Below are 21,920 nucleotides of genomic sequence, written 5' to 3'. Positions count from 1 at the left end.
GTGACCACCGAGACCGGATCGAAGCAGCAGCCACTTCTGGTGCTGGGCAAGATCACCGAGATTCTCGACGCCTTCTCGTTCGACAAGCCGACGATGACCCTCGGCGACATCCAACAGGTGACGGGTATTCCTACGTCGACGGTGCAGCGGCTCGTCACCAACCTCGTGTCGCAAGGGTTTCTGGACCGCAACGGCGACGGTATTCGGATCGGCGTCAGGATGGCCTATTGGGCCGCGACAGCGACGAAAGATCTCGACGTGCTCTCCATCGTCAATCCCGTACTCAAAGAGGTGCGCGATCTGACGACCGAGACGACGTGCTTCTTTCGTCCCGAGCAGCAGTACCGCGTCTGCATCGCCATCGCCGAGACTCGGCACGCACTCCGCCGAGACATGTACGTCGGCAAGGTCATTCCGCTCAATGTCGGCTCGGCCAGCCGGGTGCTGCTCGCCTACGACAGCGAACTGGCCGAGCGAATCCTGGCCGGCACACTCGAATCGATGACGTCCGATTCGATCACCGAAGCCGACGACCTACGCGCGGCGCTCGTACAGACCAGGTCCGACGGCTACGCCATCACGACCGGCGAGCGCGAATCCGGCGCGTCGGGGATCTCTGCTCCGGTGTTCGATTCTGCGGCAGACGTCATCGGCGCCATCACCATCAGCGGCCCGACCGTACGCATGCCCGAAAGTCGGTGCGAGGATTGGGTGGAACTGCTCGTCTCGCACGCCGAGCAGATCACCCGCACCCTCGGCGGTCGCTACCCTGCCTGAGCTACCAGGTTGACCGGGTGCGGCGGAACCGCGCCCCTCGCCATCGCAACCGCGTTCTCGGCGCACAGACGTGCCATCTCCGACCGCACCGACACAGTCGCACTTCCGACGTGAGGTAGCAGCACCGTGTTCGGCAGCCCGGCCAAACCGGGGGTAAGAGTCGGCTCCTCCTCGTAGACGTCGAGGCCGGCGCCGGCAATCACTCGTTCGCGGAGCGCACGCACCAACTCCGCCTCGTCGACGATGGGGCCGCGTGCCGTGTTGATCAGAATCGCGGGATTCTTCATCGCCCACAGGACCTCTGCGTCGACGAGGTGACGGGTCGATTCACTGAGCGGAACGTGCAGCGAGAGAAAGTCACTCGTGGCCACGAGCTCCTCCCAGGACACATGCTCGACGCGCCCGGCGAACTCACCGAGCTCGGACTCGGTCACCGCCCGGTCCGATGGCGGGCGAGGACAGAACTTGACGGTCATCCCGAACCCGAGCGCACGCCGAGCCGTCGCGCGTGCAATGCGTCCGAAACCGGCCAGCCCGAGCACCTGACCCGACACGTCGCTGCCGAGCAGTAGTTCCGGTTCCCAGCCGGTGAATGCACCGGACCTGACGAAATGATCCGCCTCGATCACGCGTCGCGCGGTGGACAGGATCAGCAACATCGCGATGTCGGCCGTCGAATCCGTCAGCACGCCCGGGGTGTTCGCGACGGTGATGCCGCGAGCAGTTGCGGCGTCGATGTCGATGTTGTCGAATCCGACTGCATAGTTGGAGATTCCAGTGATGCGGGCCGATCCGAGCAGCGCCGCATCGAAGCGATCGCGTAACTGGGACACGACAACCGAGTACTCCCCTGATGCACACCGCTCGGCCAATCGGTCGTAGTCGAGTTCGAGAACCTCGACCTCCCCTGCAGCGGCAAGGATGTCCATGCCCGGGGCGGGAATCGGCGTCGTGACGAGGATTTTGCTCATATGACCCACTCGAATGCCTTGGCATTCGATCGCGCTCCCTGAACGGTTTTGGAGCGCATGGGTTCGCCCAGTTCGGCGAGCAACTTCTCGGAGATCTCGACCATGCCCGCCAGCGTATCCGGGGTGAACCACTGGGGTCTCGTCGCGAACAGGATGTCCTCGCTCGAGGTGTTGCCGCTCGCTCCCGGCGCGAAGGGGCAGCCGCCGAGGCCGCCGAGGGAACCGTCGACCATCGTTGCCCCGGCACTGATCGCGGCGAGTGTGTTCGCGACACCGAGGCCCCAGGTGTCGTGGCCGTGGAACACGATGCGACGGCTCGGCGATTCTGCCGCGACCCTGGCTACCAGGGACGAGACCTGCGCGGGCACGGCCTGACCGAGGGTGTCGCAGATGACTATGTCGGTAGCACCCGCAGCGCGTTCGTCGTTCGCGATGGCCATCACCCGATCCGGTGGAACCGGGCCTTCGAACGGACATGTGAACGAGGTCGCGATGCACAACTCGATCTGCCCAGCGACCGAGCGAGCGATGTTCACGGCGTCGGGCATTGCTGCCAGAGAAGCCTCGGTGGTACGCCCGATGTTCGCCTCGTTGTGCGCATCGGAGGCGGAGAAGCAGTACTGGAAGTTTCGAGCCCCGGCCGCGGCGGCCTTCTCGACATGCCGTGGGGTGGCGACCCACACCCAACAGCGCTCGAGCTCCTCCGCGGTGAGTTCAGCGATGACGTCGAGGGTGTTCGCCATAGGCGGCACCAGATCTCCGCGTGCCATCGATCCGATCTCCAGAGCGGGTACACCCGACTGTAGGAGGCCGCGGGCAACGTCGAGCTTGCGGTCGACGTCGAGTAGCTTGCCGGTCAGTTGCAATCCGTCGCGCAACGTGACGTCGCGCAACTGAGCCTGCGGTTCGAACTCGTACATCACGGCACCATCTCCTCGTCGGTCCTACCCAGCAGATCCTTCAGCACTTCCGCTGTGTGTTCGCCGAGATCGGGACCCACCGAGCGAATCGGAATCGACTTTCCACCGATGACGGGCACGATGCCGACGAAGCCCACGTCGGCCGGCTCGTCGCCGCCGGTGTCCACCGGGAAGTGCTGAATCATGTCCCTGGACGCGTACTGCTCGTCGGCGGCGATGTCGGCTGCGGTGTAGATCGGACCCGACGGCACCCCTGCCGCATCGAGAACCTTCAATACCTCTTCGCGGGAGCGCATTCCGGTCCATGCGCTGATCGCGGCGTCGAGTTCGTCGCGACGGTTCCATCGACCGGCGTTGCTCGCGAGTTCGGGATCGGCGCCGAGATCCGGACGTTCGATCGTGTCCATGTAGCGCTGGAAGATCGCATCGCCGTTGCCCGCGATGACCACGGAGTGGCCGTCGTTGCAGAGGTAGGCGTTCGACGGCGCAATACCCTCCATCCGTCCACCGGTGCGCATCCGCTCGACGCCGTACGCCAGATAGTCCGGGATGAGCGATTCCATCATCGACAGGATCGATTCGTTCAGCGCGACGTCGATCGACCGTTGTTCGAGCGACAACGTCGCCTTCGAGGTCTGGCGTTGGAAAAGTGCCATGACGCAACCGAATGCGGCGTACAACCCGGCGATCGAATCTCCGATGGAGACCCCGACGCGCACGGGCGGTCGATCTGGATCGCCGACGAGATTACGGAAGCCGCCGTACGACTCGGCGACGGCGGCGAAACCCGGACGTTGAGACATCGGGCCGGTCTGTCCGAATGCGGAGATGCGCGTGATGATCAGGTCGGGGTTATTCGCACTGAGAACCTCGGGCGAGAGACCCCACTTCTCGAGGGTCCCCGGGCGGAAATTCTCGAGCACGATGTCGCAGTGCGCAGCCAGGTCGATGACGTCCTGGCGCCCCTGCTCGGTACGGAGGTCGAGGACGATGGACTTCTTGTTCCGGTTGATCGTGCGGTAGAGCATCGAGGTGGTTCCGGAATAGAGCCGCCAGTTTCGGAGCTCGTCCCCAGTCCCGGGCCGCTCGACCTTGATGACCTCGGCGCCGAAATCTGCAAGCATGCGCGCAGCCGTCGGTGCGGCGATGTAGTTTCCGAGCTCGAGTACGCGAACGCCACTCAGTGGTAGAGACATCGAATCCCCTTCGGGCCTCGTAGGACTACGTAGTGGGTAGGTCACAGCTGACACCTCAGTATGACCCGCCACACCGTCACCCACATTATGAGCTCACATTCACTTTATGGGCAATGTGGCTACTGCAGCGGTTGTGCCCTCTTCACCGGAACCGCCGCTCTGGCGGCATCCAATTCGACGGGCGACCGGACCACGGCCACGCCCGTCCGTAGGACACCGTCGGTGAGCGGTTCCGCGCGAAGCCCGCCTCGCCCGATGAGCGCCTTCCGGGCCCCCTGGGCGACCATCGTGTCCATCCATACGCATGGATGCGCTGGACGCCCACCCCGAAAGCGCACCGGGCCGTCGCCGGAGTCGATCTCGAACTCGAGTCCGCGCAGCGGGTCCAACTCGAGACCGCGAACCACTACGTTTCGCCTGGCCACCGCTGTATCCGGAACGGCTGCGCCCAGTTCCTCACCGACGGCTTCCCACGCCTCGAGCGCAAGGAAGGTCACCGCAGCCTCGGTGTGAGCCTTGACCCCGAAGAAGCGATCGCCGCGAATCCCTTTGTTCGCGACGATGTCCACGCGCTCGGCCAACTCGGTCTGCACGTCCATCGCGGGACCGTCCTTGGCCCGGCCGAAATACGCATGGGCGGGTGATACGAGCAACTGAACGATCTCGACGCGGTATTCGAAGGCCATGCGACCGATTCTCTCTTCTTCGATTACCTACCCGTCGGTAAGTTCGATACGTAGACTCGCGAACATGTCTGCGAACACCAGAGTGACCACCTCGGACGGCATTCTCGACGGCAAGTCGGTGGGCGACCTGCTCACCTGGCGCGGGATCCCGTACGCGGCTCCCCCGGTGGGGCCGCTTCGCCTCCGCGCACCGCAGCCCGTACAACCGTGGGAGGGCGTCCGCGACGCCACCGAGTGGGGCAACGCCTCGGTGCAGCACAAGCGCGGCACGATGCTCTCCATCGGCAAGTACCAGCCATCGAGCGAGGACTGCCTGACTCTCAACGTGCTCGCCCCGAGTCGACCCAGCGAGGGCCCCAGGCCCGTCATGGTGTTCATTCACGGCGGCGCGTACACCCTGGGCACCTCGGCTACCCCGCTGTACGGCGGCGGATCACTCGTGCGCCGATCGCTACAGGACAGCGACGGCATCGTCTACGTGTCGATCAACTATCGTCTCGGCGCACTCGGTTACCTGGACCTGACGCAGTTCTCGACGCCGGCAAGGAAGTTCGATTCCAACCTCGGCCTACGCGATCAGGTTGCCGCACTCGAGTGGGTTCAGCGGAACATCGGCCAGTTCGGCGGCGACCCCGAGAACGTGACGATCTTCGGTGAATCTGCAGGCGGGAATGCAGTCACGACGCTGCTGGCCACACCGGCGGCTGCGGGCCTGTTCCGGTCGGCGATTGCAGAGAGTTCTGCCCCCGGGCTGGTCGCAACTCAGGAACGAGCCACCGGATGGGCGCAGGAGTTCGTCGGGTTTCTCGGCGACGGCGGCAACGTCGCCGAGACCTTGGAGCAGGCAGATGTCGCCCGATTGGGCCGCGCTGGAAACAAGCTCGCGTACACAGTGCTGGATCGCACACCAGGACTTCACCCCTTCGGTCCCGTCGTCGACGGTGAATACGTCCCGAAGAATCCGCTGGACGCCTACCAAGACGGCACGGCGCACCGAGTGCCCCTCATCATCGGCACGAACAGCCGCGAGGGCACCTTGTTCCCGAAGGTCCTCGACGCACTGCCTACCAATCCCGAGCGCATCGACACCCTGTTCGCCCTGACCGATCCGCCAGCGAAAGATGTTGTCACCGAGTCGTATCCGGGGTATCCGAACGAGTCCGCCGCGATCGACATCGGCGGCGACTTCACGTTCTGGAAGCCGTCCATCGAAGTAGCCGAGTCACATTCGCGTCGAGCGCCGACCTACAGCTACCGCTTCGATTTCGCGCCGCGAGTGATGAAGTGGCTCGGTCTCGACGCCACCCACGGCTTCGAGCTGTTCGCCGTGTTCGGGATCAGCGAGACGGCATTCGGGAAAATCATGACGATTCCCGGTGGCCGCCGAGCGTTCGCCGAGGTTACCGAGAACGTGCAGTCCCAATGGCTCCACTTCGCCAGGACCGGTCAGCCACTGCCGACGTGGCCGAGATACGACGAGAAGGTCCGCGAGACGATGATTTTCGACTCTCGCACCCGAGTTCAGCGTGATCCTCGGCGTGACCGTCGGCTCGCATGGGAGGGCTACCGCGGCTACGCGAGCCAGAGGACCGAGGCTTCCTCTATTTGAGCAGGCGGGACATCCGGCGGTCGGCGAGGATTTTGCCGCCGGTCTGGCACGTCGCGCAGTACTGGAATGAACGTTCCGAGTAGGAGACCTCCCGAACGGGATCGCCGCACACCGGGCACGGCAGTCCAACTCGGGCATGCACCCTCATGCCCGAGCGCTTCTCCCCCTTCAGCCGCGCGGCATCCTGCCCCACGGATCGAGACACGGCGTCGGTGAGCACTTCTCGCATTGCTCGGTACAGCGCCGAGGTGGCCTCTGCGTCCAACTTGTTCGAGGACGCAAAGGGAGAGAGTTTCGCGACGTGCAGGATCTCGTCGGAATACGCGTTGCCGATTCCGGCGATCAGCGATTGATCGACGAGCGAGGTCTTGAGCCGAGCAGTGGTACCGGCAAGGATCTCACCGAATTCGGGTTCGGTGACAGCCAGCGCGTCCGGGCCGAGGCGCGCGACTCCCGGGACTTCCTTCGGGTCGTGAACCACCCACACCGCGAGTCGCTTCTTGGTGCCGGCTTCGGTGAGATCGATAGCGGGCGTCGACCCCTCAGGGGTGAAGAAGTGAATCCTCAGCGCAAGTGGGCCCTTACCTGGCTTCGGCGGTGCAGCGGAGGGGTTGTCGGTCCACCGCAACCATCCGCCGCGAGAGAGGTGAGTGATGAGCCAGAGGTCACCAGCCTGCAGCGCGAGGTGTTTGCCGAATCGGGCAGCGCCGGTGACGTCCCGGCCCTGCAACTCGGCGATCGGTGGGTCGAACGTCTTGAGCACGCTCAGAGCCGCGATGTCGATACGGCCGATCACGGCGCCGACGGCATGCTCGCGAAGGAAGCCGGCGAGCGCTTCGACCTCGGGTAACTCGGGCATGAACCCATTATGGTGGTGTTCGCGCTGAAAATGCGGGACATGCAGGCGGCTGCGCACACGGGCGGCCGCATACAATGGCCCGCGTGATGGTTCCTACCCCGTACGAGGATCTGCTCCGACACGTGTCGGAGACCGGCACCGCGAAGTCCGATCGCACCGGGACAGGAACGACCAGCGTCTTCGGTCACCAGATGCGGTTCGATCTCAGCGAGGGCTTTCCGCTGATCACCACCAAGAAGGTGCATCTGAAGTCCATCGTGTACGAGCTGCTGTGGTTCCTCCGCGGCGAGTCGAACGTCAAGTGGCTACAAGACCGCGGCGTGAGCATCTGGGACGAGTGGGCCGCACCGGACGGCGAGCTCGGACCCGTCTACGGCGTGCAGTGGCGTTCGTGGCCGACACCGGCCGGCGAGCACATCGATCAGATCTCGCAGGTGCTCGAGATGCTCCGCACCAACCCCGATTCGAGGCGCATGATCGTCTCGTCGTGGAACGTCGGCGAGATCCCGCAGATGGCGCTGCCACCCTGCCACGCGTTCTTTCAGTTCTACGTCGCCGACGGAAGACTGTCGTGCCAGCTGTATCAGCGCAGTGCCGATCTCTTCCTCGGAGTTCCGTTCAACATCGCCAGCTACGCACTGCTGACACACATGGTGGCCGCACAGGTGGGCCTCGATGTCGGCGACTTCGTGTGGACGGGCGGTGACTGCCACATCTACGACAACCACCGCGAGCAGGTGGCTGAGCAGTTGAGCCGCGAGGCTTACCCGTATCCGACATTGAATCTGGCACACCGTGATTCGATTTTCGACTACGAGTTCGAGGACATCGAGATCGTCGACTATCAGCATCACCCCGCGATCAAGGCGCCGGTCGCGGTATGAGTCCGACCCACGTCGGATTGATCTGGGCGGAAGCTGCGGGCGGGGTGATCGGCGACGGCAACTCCATTCCGTGGCACGTCCCCGAGGACATGGCTCACTTCAAGGCGATCACCCAGGGACACCCAGTCGTCATGGGCCGCAAGACCTGGGATTCGCTCCCACCCCGGTTCAGGCCGTTGCCGGGGCGTCGAAACATCGTCGTGACTCGTGACCCCGACTGGCACGCTGACGGCGCCGAGACCGCGAGCAGCGTCGACGGTGCACTGGCACTGATCGACGACGACACGGCCTGGGTCATGGGCGGCGGCGAAATCTACCGGGCAGCAATGCCGTTCGCCACCGAACTACAGGTCACCCGAATCGACCTCGAGATCGACGGTGACACGGTGGCCCCGACCATTCCCGAGAACTGGACCGCTGTCACCGGCGAGTGGATGACCAGCCGCGTCGACGGCATCCGATTTCGCTGGGAGCAGTACGGCAAGGCTTACCAAACTAGTTGATCGGCACTGCCTTTCGGTCGGTTAAGGTGTCCGCGACCGTCCCCGTACGCCATACTGAGCGCATGGACAAGAAGTCACTTACCGCCCTTGCCCGACAACAATTGAAGCTTGCCGTGGGCGCTTCGAGTGGCCGTAGTTCACAGACCGTCTACGGGGGCCATCAGCGCCACCTTCGCCAGACCGTCGTCGCGTTGGCTGCCGGGAACAGTCTTGCCGAGCACGACCTCTCCGGCGAGTCGACCGTACTGGTCATCAGCGGTCAGTTGATGCTGGTCAGTGGCGAGAAGTCGTGGAAGGGCTCGGCGGGCGACCTCCTCGTGGTGCCTGATGCCCGCCACAGCGTCGAAGCGACGGAAGACGTCGCATTCCTGTTGACGGTGGCGGTCTAGCCTCCCCGGACCACGAGCACCGGGCAGTCGGCAGTGTTTATCAGCGCGTAGCTCGTGGACCCGAGCGTCATTCCGGAAAACCCTCCGCGCCCACGACTGCCGACGACGATCAACGACGCTTGCTCGGACAACCCGGTAAGTACTCGCACCGGACGGTCCTGAGCGACGACGCGTCGCACTTCGACGTCCGGGTACTTCTCCTGCCAGCCGGCAAGACTCTCCGCCAACACCGCTTCCTCGGCTGCCGCGATGTCTTCCCATCCGAAAGGCACGGCCGAAATCTGTGCGAGAGAGACGTCCGACCACACGTGCACGGCCATGAGCGGCGCATCTCGATGCGATGCTTCGTCGAACGCGGTCGCGATGGCGCTCTGATTGACGGCTGAACCGTCGACGCCGACGACGACGGGTCCCAACGCCGGCGGTCGGCCGTCGATGCTTCGACCGCGTACGACGACCACCGGTGACGACGCATGCGTGCTCAGCGCAACCGCCGCCGAACCGATGAGGCCCGAATCCGATTCGCCGAGTCCGACGGCGCCCAGAACGACCATTGCACTGGTTTTCGACTCCGCCAGAAGCACATCGATGACCTTGCCGTCGAGAGCCTCGGTTTCGATCCGCAGGGCCGCGCCGTCGACGGTCGCGCGCGCAAGGGTTTCGGCCGCGACGAGGCGTGAACGTGCCATCGCCGAGAACTCAGCGGTGTGTGCGTCGTCGAGATGCGCTGGAATGTCGACCGCGGTGACTATCCGAAGAGTGAAGTCACGCCCGGCCGCTGTGAGCGCAGCCCAGACGGTTGCCAGATCGGACGCCTCGGACCCATCGATTCCGACCACTATGGTACTGCTGCCGCTCATCTGGGCCGCCTCCGCTCGGTGTGCCGCCCAGAGTAATCGACCAGAAGCAAAGAAGGGGTCGGTCAGACGCAAGAACCCTCTCGCCGGTCACCGAGAGCAATGCTTTCGGTCACCGGCGAGAGGGTGCTTTCCCACAGACCCCCCGGGGGTTTCGACACGCGCGTCGAACTACGACGCGCGAAGCTTTTCTGCATCGCGTGCAAGCGCACGCATACGCACTTGTTCGAAAGCCGTGGCCTGAATCTCCAGATCGTCGAGGAAGTCGGACAGGATCTTTCGATTCCGTTCCCCACCTACTGTGTCGGCGCGCTCGAAGACGCGCCATCCACGTAGTGCCGGGAGCAGAACTTCGTCGAGATGGCGTCTCAGGTCATAGATTCCGTCACGGGCGATCAACATCGCGCTGCGCTCGAAGCCGGGCAGACCGCTTCCTGGCATCTGGAAGTTCATCACGACCTCGGTGATCGCCTTCAACGTCTGAGCGGGTGCGATTCCGAGTGCAGCGTCGACGAGGCTCCGATAGAACTCGACGTGCAGTCGCTGATCGGCGACGATGCGATCGAGGATGGCGGTGGCCACCGGGTCCGCACACTCCACGGCTGTGTTCACATGGCTGACCATCGTCGCCATCACGTCGACGGTGGAGTGCACGATCGATCGGAGGAGGTGGTCACCTTCCATGGACGCTTCGATCCCGATGGTCGTGCATTGAAACCGGGCTCGATCGAGCGCAATCGGGTCGACACTTCTGGTTGCGACGAGGTACTGCTGGATGGCGTCGGCGTGCAGTCGTTTCTCGCCGGTCCACTCGTGCAGCCAGGATGCCCACGACCCACGGGTGGCCGCGGGTGCGCCAGGTTCCGTGCGCGCAGTGTTGTTGTGGGTCAACAGGGTAGTGATCAATGCAGCCTTGGCCGTTTCGGTCAACGGCGACCGCCGCTGCCCCCAGTACCGTTCCGGCAGAACGTACTGCGCAGGATCCCATGTCTGCGCGGTTGCACGATGTCGACCGAGACACCGCTCGATCACCGGCTCGAGTTCTCGAAGCAATGTGATCTGACTCAGTGCTCCCACCGCACACCTCCTCGACATTCTCGGGATCGGAGTCGATCCGCCCGATCGGCTGCGGACGACGCTAGGCCCACCGCTGGCCCCGAGTGCACGTTCCGGTGATTGTTTAGGCAATGTCGCAATCGTGATGTCGCCCGTGTTGAGAGCCTTCACAAATTGCTCGCGCCAAACACTGGATAACGCGTTGATAACATCCTATGATCAAGTCTGTTAGCAGCGGGAAAACAAACTTCAGGTTCGAAATCCGGGCATATTCGGTCAAGTTTTGAACCAAAGTTGCGTGGATAGGCAACAATACGCGTCAGTAACTTTCTCTACGCCGGAGCTGACGTTCCTACACGAAGGGCTGATCTGTGACCGTTCACAACACGACGAGCCTCGGAATAATGGTTGCAGGACAGCCTGCATCTGCGCCGCTACGTGACTTCCGTGCCGTGGCACGGCTACTCGTCGGCCACTTCGCAGCCAATACCCCGTGCGGATCCCTTCCTGGTGAGCAGCTGAACGGCGACGTCACCGAGTTCACCGTCAAATGCATCAGCATTGCGGTCCAGATGCTCGACGAGCGTCGCGCGCCGACCGAGAGCGATCTCGCGGAGCTGCGAGCGAAAGCCAGCCAATGGGCGCGCGAAGGCGTCCCGCTCGAGTCGGTACTGACCGTCTACCACGAGGGCATCCAGATCGGCTGGAATCTCGTATCGAAGCGGGCAGGTGAAGGAGACGCGAACGACCTCATCGAAGCGGCTCGGATGTTCGTCCTGCTGTCGGAGAAGGTGTCCATCGCTGCGTCCAAGAGCTACGTCGAGGAACTGCAGGCGGTTGCGAGCGAGCACCACACCGCTGCCCACACTCTGGTGTCCTCGCTGCTGAGCGGACACAATGCCGTCGCGATCGCCCGGCAGTCCGGCATCGAGCTCGCCGACAGTTACCTCGTGTTGGCATTGTCGGTGCCCTCCCACCCGGACGAGAACGATCCTGCGATCCAGCGGACTGTCGCCGCGCGCCGCAAGCTCCGCCGGGTCCAGGCGGAACTGGCGACCATGTGCGGACGGAGCCCGCTCTCCATGCTCAGCACCGAGGGCGGCACCGTTCTCATTCCCGGCGTGCACGACGAGGAATGGGTGGAAGCACTCGTCCATCGCTTGAGCACTGCAGCCGAAGTGCCTCTCACCGTCACCGCCGAACAAGCCGCGACCGCCGACATCCCGACGGCAGCCGATCAGGTCCACGAGCTGCTGGCCTTGGCGCATCAGCTTCATCGCCCCTCCGGTCTCTACCGCATGGACGACCTGGTTCTCGAATACCAGCTGACCCGGCCCGGACCGGGACGGCGCCACCTCCGCCAGATTCTCGAACCACTCGATTCTTCACCGGAGCTGCTGGAAACGCTCGAAATCCACATCTCGCACGACCTCAATCGCCAGCGGTCCGCGCGCCAGCTACACCTGCACACCAACACGGTCGACTACCGACTGAAGAGGATTGCTCAGCTGACCGGGTTCGACCCGACACGACCGTCGGGAATCCGTCATCTGCAGGCTGCGCTCGTCGCACGAAGACTCGAAGCAGCGCAGGGCGCGGCATAGGGAATTAATCGCCCGGGGCGCTGGTTGGACACTTCGACAGTGTTCGATCCATGCCCCGGGTACCAACACAAATGCCGCTTCGAGCGGCCTCTTGCCGAGAGGCGCACTGGCGGACACTGTCACTATTGAACCGCCCACCCTCGTGTGGGCGGTTCTTTACGTTCCAAGAGGAGTCGCATATGGCCACGCCCACTCTTACGGTCCGCCTCGATGGCGTCGTCAAGGAGTATTCGACCGGGGAACAACCGGTACGCGCTCTGGACGGGATCGACCTCACCGTGTCGGGTGGCCAATTCGTCTCCCTGGTTGCACCGTCCGGAGCAGGCAAGAGCACCCTGCTGCACATGCTCGGTGCCCTCGACGTCCCCGACGCCGGGACTGTGGTCTTCGACGGCATCGACATCACGAAACTCAACGACAACGAGCAGTCCGACTTCCGGCGCCATCGAGTCGGGTTCGTCTTCCAGTTCTTCAATCTGCTGCCCACCATGTCGGCGTGGGAGAACGTTGCGGTACCCAAGCTGCTCGACGGGATACCGATGTCCAAAGCCAAGGCCGATGCGCTCCGCCTGCTCGACATGGTCGGGCTGGCGGATCGCGCTGAGCACCGCCCCGCACAGCTCTCCGGCGGTCAGATCCAGCGGGTGGCGATCGCGCGAGCTCTCGTCATGAACCCGGCACTGATCATCGCCGACGAGCCGACCGGCAACCTCGACTCGAAGACGTCGCACTCCGTACTCGACATACTCGCCGACATCGCACACGACAGCGATGACACCCGCGCAGTCGTCATGGCGACGCACGATCTCGAAGCTGCGCGTAGAACCGATCGCGTCATCTCCATGCTCGACGGTCGGATCGATACCGATGTCTTGTCAGGGCAGGAAGTGTGATCGGGACGGCGGTCAGTCGCTTTCGGGTACTCGGACTTCGAGACCTCCGCGCGCACTGGGTTCGATCGCTGGTATCGGCCGGCGTCGTAGCCGTCGCGGCCGCGCTCCTCGTTGCGGTGCTGGGGACGTACGGTTCCCTCACCGGTTCGGTCGAAAAGCTTGCGATCTCCATTGCCGGAAACGCCGATCTCGAGGTCGTCGGTGTGACGGACACCGGTTTCGCTGCAACCGAACTCGACGTCATCCGCGGTGTGCCCGGCGTCGAGGCGGCCGTACCGTTGCTGCGCGGTGAGATCGTCACCGGCAGTGGCTCGCTCACCGTCATCGGAGTCGACGCAACCATCACTGCGCTCGATTCGGATCTACAGAGTGCCGTGTCGGGTTCGATCACCGACCTGGCGCGCCCGGGTGCCGTACTCGTCGGACCGAACACCGGATACACCGAAGGACAGACCTTCGAGGTGGCCGGACGCACGCTCACTGCCGTCGGCGTGGTGACCGGGGAGGGTTCGGAGCGAATCGGCGGCGGCAATTTCCTCATCGCTCCCCTGCCTTTCGCCCAGACACTCACCGACCGAGCCGGACAGCTGGATTCCGTATTCGTCGTCGGCGATGTAGCCGACGCAGTGCGGGATGCAGTCGGTGGACGAGTCGCCGTGATGAGCCCGGACTTTCGTGCCGAGCGAGCCGACACGGCCATGAGCCTGACGCGAAACTCCACACTCATGGTCTCGCTGATCGCCTTCGTCGTCGCGGGCTTCCTGGTGTTCAACGTCATGAACATGGCGATCGCGAAGCGTCGACCGACCATCTCCGTGTTGCGCTCCATCGGTGGTCGGCGCGCGACGATCGTCCGAGACCTGCTGGCCGAAGCTGCTCTGGTCGGACTCGTAGCAGGATCGATCGGCGTTCCATTGGGAATCCTGATGGGGCACCTTGCAATCGACAGCCTGCCCCCGTTTCTGATCGAAGCGTTCGACGTCCGAATCGAATACGTGTTGCCGGGCTATGCAATCCCCTCGGCGATCGTTCTGTGCGTAGCTGCGTGTGTCGCGGCGTCTGCCCTGGCAGCCGTCCAGGTATATCGAATTTCCCCTGTCGAGGCTCTCGCCGTGGGCGGGTCGGAGACCTCGTCGGGGCCGTCCGGTCGGTTCGCCTTCGGTGTCGCACTGCTCGGTGCCGTAGCGATCGCCGGGTCGGTCGTCTTGGCTGTGACGGTCGACGGACAAGCCGCACTGACTGCGGGCGCCGTTTTCCTCATCGGCGTCGTCGCGCTGTGCGTGGGTGGTACCAGAATCATCGTCGGAGTCGCAGGTAACGTTCCACGCCGCTGGGGTGGCGCCGGGCGACTGGCAAGCGCCACCATCGAACGCGCGCCGGGCCGAATCTGGGCAACCGTCATGACGATCGTGGTGGCAGTCGGCGTCATCGTCGGTGTGTCAGGGGCGTTGAACAACCTGACGAGCTCGGCGACGGAGTCGTTGTCGTCCCTGGGCCGCACCGACGTGTTCGTGTCATTGACCTCCAGCTACGCGGTGCCCGCGGGCGCGACATTGGATCCTGCAGTGGTGCAGCAGATTCGCTCGACGCCCGGGGTGACGAATGCCGTCGAAGGGCAGTGGGCGTACGCGGACCTCGGCGACGAACTAGTCGCCATCCAAGGCGTCGCCGAGGGCAGCAACGCCGTGACACTCTCGGTCCTCGACGAGTCCGTCGAAGCTGCTGTGCTGCGCGGTGACGGTGTCGCCATATCCCGCAATCTGGGCCTCGCGCTGAATGTTTCGACGGGAAGCACCATCGAACTTCCCACTCCCACCGGAGTGCGGCCGGTGAAAGTTCTTGCCGTGGTCGACTACCTCAATGCCGCCGGCGGAACCATGGCGATCTCACTCGACTCCATGCAGGAATGGTACGACCGCCCAGGCGCCACCTATCTGGAGATCGCAGTCGACTCGGACACCGTCCAGAAGACGTTGGACGACACCCTTCCGCCCGAGGTCAACGTCTACTCCGGCACCCAAGCACTCGAAGGCGCGAGCGCATCCATCGCGCAGGCCGGTGCGCTCGCCGTGGCACTGCAATGGATCGTGGCCGTCGTCGCGGCTGTCGCGCTGCTGAACACCCTGATGCTGTCGGTCCTCGAACGACGCCGAGAACTGGGTGTGCTGCGGGCCATGGGCGCGAGCCGCGGAACACTCGGACGGATGGTGCTGAGCGAAGCGCTGTCCGTCGGGATCGTGGGCGGTGTGCTCGGGCTGGCAATCGGTGCCGCGCTGCAGTACCTCAGCACCCTCATCCTCGGCGCAAGCACAGGCATCGCCATCGAGTACACGGCGGACCCGTCGATCCTGCTCTACGGACTCGTCGCGTTGCTCCTCGCCCTGGTCGGGTCACTACCGCCGGCCGTGCACGCCTCGCGGTCGACCATCGTCGATGCTATTGCGGCCGACTGATCCGGCGACCGGTACACTCGTCCGTGCACAACTCGCCTTCGTAGCTCAGGGGATAGAGCAACCCTCTCCTAAAGGGTAGGTCGCAGGTTCGAATCCTGCCGAGGGCACCACGTATAACCGCAGGTAGTGCGCCTGCGACGCCAGATCCAAGGGCCGGAACCGGCCTCCGCAAGCGCGAAACGCGCGTGATTTACGCGTGAAGCGCGGGCCGATCAGCTCTGCATCGCATCGAGCAACATGCCGCCGAGACACCTTGTGCAAACCTGTCGGTACGTGATGACAGGATGTGTTCAAGCTCGCTCGATCCACGACGTACCGCGCACCTAGGGGCAACATGAAGCTGAAGTCATTCCGCGTTCGCGTTTTCCGCAACATCATTGATTCAGGTGAAGTCACGGCCGATGACGTCACCTGCATCGTCGGAAAGAATGAGGCGGGCAAATCTGCTCTCCTGCAGGCCTTGCACACCCTGAACCCAGCTAATGCAGCGTCCAACCTAAGTATGCTTGACGAATACCCGCGCTGGCTGAAGAAGGAACACGAAATAACCGGCGTGATTGACGACGCGGTTCCGATCACTGCCACTTTCACCATCAGCGACTCGGAGCTACAAGACATCGAAGACACTTTCGAACCCGGCGTACTGGACTCTCGTGAAATTGTAGCCAGCCGCTCGTACAAACATCCCGGAACTTTGAATATTGAAGCGCAAATAGATTACGCTGCCTACGTTGACCCGTTCATTAATAGCTTGCCAGCAGTCTTACAGAGCGCAATCGGATCGCCAGGCACGGTTGACAAACTACGAGCTCTGGTAAATGAATGCATAAACCAAAAAGACGATTTACCAGAATCCGTCGAGATTGCTGGGGCTGCACGAGATGCGGCAGCCCGACTTGCTGAAACCTTTGGCCCCACCAAGGGTTTGCGAAGTGCAATAGACGACCTACTCAAAGAACTTGTCCCAAGAACGTTCTACTTCAGCACCTATGCGCAGCTGGACGGAAGATACGACTTCGATTCGGTAGCTACGGCCATCAAGAATGGGTCCGAAGTTGAAGCAATACAGACAGCCGCGGATTTTCTAAAGTTGGCAAGAATCGCACCTGACGCTGCTGGTGACTGGAATTTTGAGGAGTCCAACGCCGAACTTGAGTCAGTATCCAGCTTACTAACAAAGCGGGTAACTGACCAGTGGCACCAGAACGCACATCTGAAGTTGCGCGTATCAATCGAGGCAAAGCAGGTTACAGATGGATATCAGAATTCTCGAATCGAGCGTTATTTGCAGTTCCGCGTCGAGGACACCCGCCACGACTTCAGCAATCGCCTTGACCGCAGGTCAACCGGCTTCCGTTGGTTCGTTTCGTTCATAGCCGCCTTCTTGGAGTTTGAGAAGGAGGCCGACCTGATTTTGCTGCTTGACGAGCCTGGGCTGAGCCTGCATGCTCGTGCGCAGATGGATCTACTAGATACAATTGAAGACAAGCTCGCCAAAGATAGGCAAATACTCTATTCGACCCATTCGCCGTTCATGGTCAGGACAAACAGCCTGTCACGCACTCGAATCGCAGAGGATAAGGGTCCAGAAGTCGGCTCTACTGTGACCAACGATGCTGGAATGGTTTCGGACTCGGACACACTATTCCCGTTGCAGGCCGCCCTCGGCTACGACATTGTTCAGAGTCTTTTCATCGGCAACAAAAACGTACTCGTAGAGGGCGTCTCAGACTACATCTATCTCTCGATGATTTCGCAGCACTTAAAGTCAAAGGGACGCGCATCGTTGGCAGATGACACTCGACTCCTACCAGCAGGTGGCGCTACCAATATACCGACCTTCATCTCCCTCGTGGGGACACAACTTGACATTGTCGTTCTTCTTGACGGGAATAGTCCCCGCCAGCGAATAGAGAACACAATAGAGCGAGGGCGGCTGAGTAGCTCAAAGATTTTAAGCATAGCGGATTATACCGATGTGAGAGAAGCGGACATCGAAGATCTTTTCGCCCCTGAAGAATACTTGAAACTTTACAATCAGACTTACAAGACTCGACTCAAGATTGCAGACCTAAACGGCAGTGACCGCATAGTGAAACGGATTGAACGCGCTCGAACTGCATTCGATCACGGCGAGGTAGCAGCCCAATTCCTGCGAACGCTCGACAAATCACTAGCCAGTCTTTCTGACGAGACACTGCAAAGATTTGAAGATACCGTCAAGGCGATCAATGCCGCATTGCCGTAGTCGGTTACTCGTTACTGTGGAGTAGAAGCTGAGGTGGTGCGCTCGCTTACCCCACTGACCTCCTACCGAAGAGCGGCACTACGTTCGACGCCTCTTGCGAGGCCGTCTGCTTCGGTGCCGGTTCCGTCGGGGGACGGGTGAGCGGTGCTTGCTTGCCGCCCTCGTTCTCGGCGATGTAGTCGGCGTAGACGTTGAGCGTGGTCACGTAGGACGCATGCCCGAGCCACTTCGAGACCTGCATGTAGTGCTCCCCCGCGCTCAGGCTCATCACCGCGAAGGTGTGACGGAGGTCGTGCCAGCGGGAGTGCGGCAGGCGGACCGAGCGTAGGGCTGGCTCAAGTAGTGGTCAGCGATGTTGCCGGGGTTGATCGGAACGCTCCACTTGTACCCCTCGGACGGGGCGGGCCGAATGCAGGTCGCCGTCGGGTCGTAGGTCGCGTTGCGGCGGTCGGCGGCTCCGTTCTTCCGACGTATCTCAGGGTCAACGACCGTCGCGCGCTCTGGTCGGATCGCGTCCTGGGTCAGGCCGTCCGGCAACGTCTCCCCCATCGCATACCGACCAGGGAACAACGGTGTGTTCGGGTCGTAGTCCGCGCTGTCGGGGTTGCCGAACGGGTGTACCTCGTAGAGGTACCGACGCAGGTCGTCCGCCAACCAACCGTCAATCGGCACCGTTCGACGGCTTCGCTTGCTCTTCGGGGTGCCTGTCTCGAAACCACCCCGCACCGCTCGTCTAGTCCGGGTCACCCGCAGAGACCCATTGCTCCCCTCAACCTCCGGCAGGCCAACGTCCCCGACATCAAGGCCGGCAAGCTCTCCCGCGCGGAGTCCGCTGTAGGCGCTCGTCGTCACCGCCAACGCGTAGATCGGGTAGCCCTGGATACGCGCGATGTGGTCGGTGACAGCGCCCACCTGTTCTGCGGTAAGTGGCCGCGGCTCGAACTCGGGGGTGTCCGCGTCGACGGTGGCCGTGGTCCGACCGAGCGGAACCGAATGCACAGGGTTCGCCGGAATAGCGCCGTCCACGACCGCAACGTCCAAGATCCTCCGCAACACGTCGTACGCGGGCTTGATCGTGGTCCTCGCCAAAGTGACCATCTCCACCGGTTCGTCGGGTCGGTAGCTGCGCTTCGGACGCGGACTCAGCAGATCAGCCCGAAACCGGCGAATGTCTGCGGCAGTGATCGAGGCGACGGCCCGCGTGGCGAAGGCGTCTGCGATGTAGCGCTTGTAGACGGCTTCGGTCTCCCGCGCATACCTCGGCTTCACCGCCCCGGCCAAGCCCTCGAAGTATTGGTGGGCGAAGTATCCAAGCGCCTGGTCTCCGAGCTTGCGTAGTTCCGACGGCGAAGCGGCAACTACTCTGTGCCGTTTCGCGTTCAGCTCGTCGCAGTACTCCTGCGCTGCTTCCTTAGACCGGAAGGTGCGCTGTCGGTTCACTTCCTTGGCGCGACCATCGGGACGGTTTGGATTGAAGGGGATGGGTCGACCGTGCTCGTCGCGTGCCTTCTCGGTCCACCGCACCCGATACGACGGGACTGGCTTGCCGTCCTTGGTGCGCTTAGTCTCTGCCTTCTCGATGTGGGGCATTGCTACTTCTTTCCGGTTCCGAAGATTGCGCCCAAGACGATGAAGGCGAGGGGCAGGACGACCACGAGGATCAGGGCGAACGTGTCCATGTCAGGCCACGCCCTCTCGCTGGAGCAGGCGGCGAATCGTGCTGTGGTGCCACTGGAGGCCGTCACCTGGGGTGGGCACCCCGTACTCGTCCAGCTTGCGAGCGATGACCTTTGCGCTGAGGCCGTCCTCCTGGCGCATAGCGATGATCTCCGCGACGATGGACGGGTCGATCTTCGACGGCCTGCCGAGCTGCTGGCCCTGAGCCTTGGCCCGACGTAAGCCCTCCTTGGTCCTCTCGCTGATCTTGCGCTTCTCTTCAGCGGCCATCGCTACTCGAATGTCGAAGAGCAGGCGCTGGCTTGCATCGCTGGAGTTCGCTCCCTGCGTATCGAGCAAGGTCCAACCATTTGTATTGGCGCGCTTGGCGATTGATGCCGCATCGAGCTGGTCCCGCGTGGCGCGATCCAGGGCCCGAACCAGCAGGCCGTCCGCGAGACCAGACTCAATTGCTGCGATGGCCGTCTGGCGTCCGAACAACTTGGGTACGCTGCCACTGCTCATGACATCGTATGTGACAGTGAGTAACTGGAGCTCGTTGACTTGGCAGTACCTACGCATCTCATCAGACTGTGCGCCGAGGCCGTGCCCCTTCTCCTGCGCGCTGGTTGAGACCCGCGCATAGCCGATAACCCTGAGGCCCTTGAGCTTTGGACCCGAGTGTTCGCGCTGGTCGAGCGCCTGCATCGTCGTCATTTCGTTCTCCTGTTCGCCTTACTGAGTGGGGCCGGAAACGTCGCCGTCGGTCGTGATGAACGTTTCCGACGCCGAATCCGCTCTGATCCCAAAGACAAACAATCTGAATGGGACCGGTCACGCGGTGACGAGCTTTGCCCGGAGCTTCCGGTGGACTGAGGAATTGGCGAACAGGCCTGGCCCCACCTGGCAGAACTTCTCCCCGCAATAGATATTGCGCCCCGCTACCAGCGTTGCTATTATCGAACACATGTTCGAGAGATTCAGGGGGATCTCGTGGAAGCATCCGAAGTTCTGAAGTTGGTTGCGCAGCTGCAGCAGTCGACGGGCACCGTCGACGCCACTGCCGGGATCGACCTGATCTCTGCGCTCGAAACCTTGAAGTCGACCTGTTCGGCCGTTCAAGCCAGCGCAACCGATGGCGTGGCCACTGCGATCGCCGAGCACAGGCGTGCAATCGGTAAACCGAAGGCGCAGTGGCGCGCTGGGGTTGCCTCGCAGATCGGGCTCGCCAGGCGCGAGTCACCGAACAAAGGGGGCCGATACCTCGGACTCGCCCGTGCACTGGTCCACGAAATGCCACACACGTATGCACGTCTACTGGCTGGTGAACTCAACGAATGGCGCGTGACGCTGCTCGTGCGTGAAACAGCATGCCTGACAGTCGAAGACCGACAGATCATCGACAAGCGGCTGTGCTCGGACCCGGCGACGCTGAAGAACCTCGGCGACAAAGCCATCGAGTCGAAGGCCAAAGCCTTGGCCGCTCAACTCGATCCGGCATCGGTAGTGAAGAAGAAACAGAAGGCATTCTCCCAGCGCCGCACCAGCACCCGCCCACAACCCGACTACATGTGCGAATTCAAGACATTGACGTCGATGGACCGCGCCGTCAGCATGTGGGCAACACTACGCAAGGCCGCCGACTCGATCGTGGGCGTCGGCGACGAAACACGCACCCGCGACCAGGTCATGGCCGACCTTGCGTACGAACGCATCACAGGCGCATCGACCGCCAAAGCCGGGGCCGCAGTAGCCGTCAACCTCGTACTGTCCGACGAAACCCTCCTCGCCGGCGGCAAACAACCCGCCCACCTCGACGGCTACGGCGACATTCCCGCATCGATCGCGCGACAACTCGTCCGGGACGCGTTCGCAGAGGACGTTTTGGTTACCCTCCGAAAGCTCTACGCCGAACCATCGTCGGGAGCGCTCACTGCGATGGAATCGAAATCGCGGACCTTCCCGACTGCGTTGGCCCGACTCATCGACCTCAGAGACCGCACATGCCGGACTCCGTGGTGCGATGCTCCGATCCGCCACCGCGACCATATCCAATCGGTCGCCCGCGGAGGTAAAACCACCGCGAACAACGGTGCCGGGCTGTGCGCAGCATGCAACCATGCGAAGGAAGCCGATGGCTGGGAGTCGGGACCTCGACCGAAAGCGAAAGGTGTGGTCCACATCTACGACTTCGAAACTCCGACCGGACATGCATACAGCTCGGAGGCACCGCGAATGCCGGTAGCACGGCGCTACTCATCATTCTTCGAACACGAGCTCACACTGAACCTGACGGTTGCGTGAATGCCTGATGCATCACTCGGGGAAGGATCGTGACGGGTCAGCAGTTACACTCGGA

Annotated in this window: 20 protein-coding genes and 1 tRNA gene; 11 read left to right on the top strand and 10 right to left on the bottom strand. The window is 62.7% G+C overall.

The features are described 5' to 3' along the window. Positions 1–777 carry an IclR family transcriptional regulator gene (locus ACODSO_RS12705; RefSeq protein ID WP_489037238.1) on the top strand — a complete coding sequence of 259 codons (777 nt, stop codon included), beginning with the start codon at positions 1–3 and terminating at the stop codon, positions 775–777. Here ACODSO_RS12705 and ACODSO_RS12700 read toward each other — a convergent pair. The 4 genes from ACODSO_RS12700 to ACODSO_RS12685 form a co-directional block, all read right to left on the bottom strand. Further along, positions 765–1,748, bottom strand: coding sequence for a 2-hydroxyacid dehydrogenase (locus tag ACODSO_RS12700; RefSeq protein WP_068377487.1), 984 nt, complete (start codon positions 1,746–1,748; stop codon positions 765–767). The genes ACODSO_RS12705 and ACODSO_RS12700 overlap by 13 nt on opposite strands. Next, the gene (locus ACODSO_RS12695; protein ID WP_068377490.1) at positions 1,745–2,668 is read right to left on the bottom strand and encodes a beta/alpha barrel domain-containing protein; all 924 of its coding nucleotides are present in this window, start codon (positions 2,666–2,668) and stop codon (positions 1,745–1,747) included. Before ACODSO_RS12695 ends, ACODSO_RS12700 begins: the two co-directional genes overlap by 4 nt. Further along, entirely contained in the window at positions 2,668–3,864 is a 1,197-nt protein-coding gene (locus ACODSO_RS12690; protein ID WP_082897962.1) for a CaiB/BaiF CoA transferase family protein, read from the bottom strand. Before ACODSO_RS12690 ends, ACODSO_RS12695 begins: the two co-directional genes overlap by 1 nt. Before the next feature lie 119 nt (positions 3,865–3,983). After that, entirely contained in the window at positions 3,984–4,550 is a 567-nt protein-coding gene (locus ACODSO_RS12685; protein WP_068377496.1) for a molybdenum cofactor biosysynthesis protein, read from the bottom strand. A 64-nt stretch (positions 4,551–4,614) separates the two neighbouring features. On the opposite strand from ACODSO_RS12685, the gene ACODSO_RS12680 reads away from it, so the two are divergent. Beyond that, positions 4,615–6,159, top strand: a complete 1,545-nt coding sequence (locus tag ACODSO_RS12680) for a carboxylesterase/lipase family protein (RefSeq protein ID WP_068377500.1) — start codon at positions 4,615–4,617, stop codon at positions 6,157–6,159. Here ACODSO_RS12680 and ACODSO_RS12675 read toward each other — a convergent pair. Further along, positions 6,152–7,018, bottom strand: a complete 867-nt coding sequence (locus ACODSO_RS12675; protein WP_068377503.1) for an Fpg/Nei family DNA glycosylase — start codon at positions 7,016–7,018, stop codon at positions 6,152–6,154. The genes ACODSO_RS12680 and ACODSO_RS12675 overlap by 8 nt on opposite strands. 83 nt (positions 7,019–7,101) lie before the next feature. On the opposite strand from ACODSO_RS12675, the gene ACODSO_RS12670 reads away from it, so the two are divergent. The 3 genes from ACODSO_RS12670 to ACODSO_RS12660 all read left to right on the top strand — a co-directional run bounded on the left by ACODSO_RS12670 (position 7,102) and on the right by ACODSO_RS12660 (position 8,794). Next, positions 7,102–7,902: a thymidylate synthase gene (locus ACODSO_RS12670; protein WP_269455225.1), complete on the top strand. Its 801-nt coding sequence runs from the start codon at positions 7,102–7,104 to the stop codon at positions 7,900–7,902. Further along, positions 7,899–8,405, top strand: coding sequence for a dihydrofolate reductase (locus ACODSO_RS12665; protein ID WP_068377509.1), 507 nt, complete (start codon positions 7,899–7,901; stop codon positions 8,403–8,405). Before ACODSO_RS12670 ends, ACODSO_RS12665 begins: the two co-directional genes overlap by 4 nt. A 62-nt stretch (positions 8,406–8,467) precedes the next feature. Further along, a complete protein-coding gene (locus ACODSO_RS12660; RefSeq protein WP_068377512.1) occupies positions 8,468–8,794 on the top strand; it encodes a cupin domain-containing protein in 327 nt (108 codons plus the stop codon). On the opposite strand, the gene ACODSO_RS12655 is transcribed toward ACODSO_RS12660, so the two are convergent. Next, positions 8,791–9,654 carry a universal stress protein gene (locus tag ACODSO_RS12655; RefSeq protein ID WP_068377515.1) on the bottom strand — a complete coding sequence of 288 codons (864 nt, stop codon included), beginning with the start codon at positions 9,652–9,654 and terminating at the stop codon, positions 8,791–8,793. The genes ACODSO_RS12660 and ACODSO_RS12655 overlap by 4 nt on opposite strands. A 168-nt stretch (positions 9,655–9,822) precedes the next feature. Continuing rightward, positions 9,823–10,728, bottom strand: a complete 906-nt coding sequence (locus ACODSO_RS12650; protein ID WP_231912627.1) for an acyl-ACP desaturase — start codon at positions 10,726–10,728, stop codon at positions 9,823–9,825. 350 nt (positions 10,729–11,078) lie between these two features. On the opposite strand from ACODSO_RS12650, the gene ACODSO_RS12645 reads away from it, so the two are divergent. The 5 genes from ACODSO_RS12645 to ACODSO_RS12625 all read left to right on the top strand — a co-directional run bounded on the left by ACODSO_RS12645 (position 11,079) and on the right by ACODSO_RS12625 (position 17,905). Next, positions 11,079–12,311: a PucR family transcriptional regulator gene (locus ACODSO_RS12645; RefSeq protein ID WP_068377521.1), complete on the top strand. Its 1,233-nt coding sequence runs from the start codon at positions 11,079–11,081 to the stop codon at positions 12,309–12,311. A gap of 179 nt (positions 12,312–12,490) precedes the next feature. Continuing rightward, the gene (locus ACODSO_RS12640) at positions 12,491–13,204 is read left to right on the top strand and encodes an ABC transporter ATP-binding protein (RefSeq protein ID WP_068377524.1); all 714 of its coding nucleotides are present in this window, start codon (positions 12,491–12,493) and stop codon (positions 13,202–13,204) included. Beyond that, positions 13,201–15,657, top strand: coding sequence for an FtsX-like permease family protein (locus tag ACODSO_RS12635; protein ID WP_489037237.1), 2,457 nt, complete (start codon positions 13,201–13,203; stop codon positions 15,655–15,657). The genes ACODSO_RS12640 and ACODSO_RS12635 overlap by 4 nt, the downstream gene beginning before the upstream one ends. A 34-nt stretch (positions 15,658–15,691) precedes the next feature. Continuing rightward, positions 15,692–15,767 (top strand) — tRNA-Arg (locus tag ACODSO_RS12630). A gap of 224 nt (positions 15,768–15,991) precedes the next feature. After that, a complete protein-coding gene (locus ACODSO_RS12625; RefSeq protein WP_489037236.1) occupies positions 15,992–17,905 on the top strand; it encodes an AAA family ATPase in 1,914 nt (637 codons plus the stop codon). Positions 17,906–17,951: 46 nt separating this feature from the next. Here the strand turns inward: ACODSO_RS12625 and ACODSO_RS12620 are convergent, their stop codons facing one another. The 3 genes from ACODSO_RS12620 to ACODSO_RS12610 all read right to left on the bottom strand — a co-directional run bounded on the left by ACODSO_RS12620 (position 17,952) and on the right by ACODSO_RS12610 (position 20,278). Beyond that, positions 17,952–18,173: a hypothetical protein gene (locus tag ACODSO_RS12620; RefSeq protein ID WP_068377546.1), complete on the bottom strand. Its 222-nt coding sequence runs from the start codon at positions 18,171–18,173 to the stop codon at positions 17,952–17,954. Then, entirely contained in the window at positions 18,173–19,495 is a 1,323-nt protein-coding gene (locus tag ACODSO_RS12615; protein ID WP_068377549.1) for a tyrosine-type recombinase/integrase, read from the bottom strand. Before ACODSO_RS12615 ends, ACODSO_RS12620 begins: the two co-directional genes overlap by 1 nt. 90 nt (positions 19,496–19,585) lie before the next feature. Further along, complete coding sequence (locus ACODSO_RS12610; RefSeq protein ID WP_068377551.1) at positions 19,586–20,278, bottom strand: recombinase family protein; 693 nt, start codon at positions 20,276–20,278, stop codon at positions 19,586–19,588. Positions 20,279–20,554: 276 nt separating this feature from the next. Here ACODSO_RS12610 and ACODSO_RS12605 point away from each other — a divergent pair, with 276 nt between their 5' ends. After that, positions 20,555–21,865, top strand: a complete 1,311-nt coding sequence (locus ACODSO_RS12605; protein ID WP_068377555.1) for an HNH endonuclease — start codon at positions 20,555–20,557, stop codon at positions 21,863–21,865. Positions 21,866–21,920 lie beyond the last annotated feature (55 nt).

The organism is Rhodococcus sp. FG69 (genome assembly GCF_057808915.1).
Note: the sequence above shows the minus strand (reverse complement) of the source record. Positions and strands in the feature narration are given on the sequence as shown.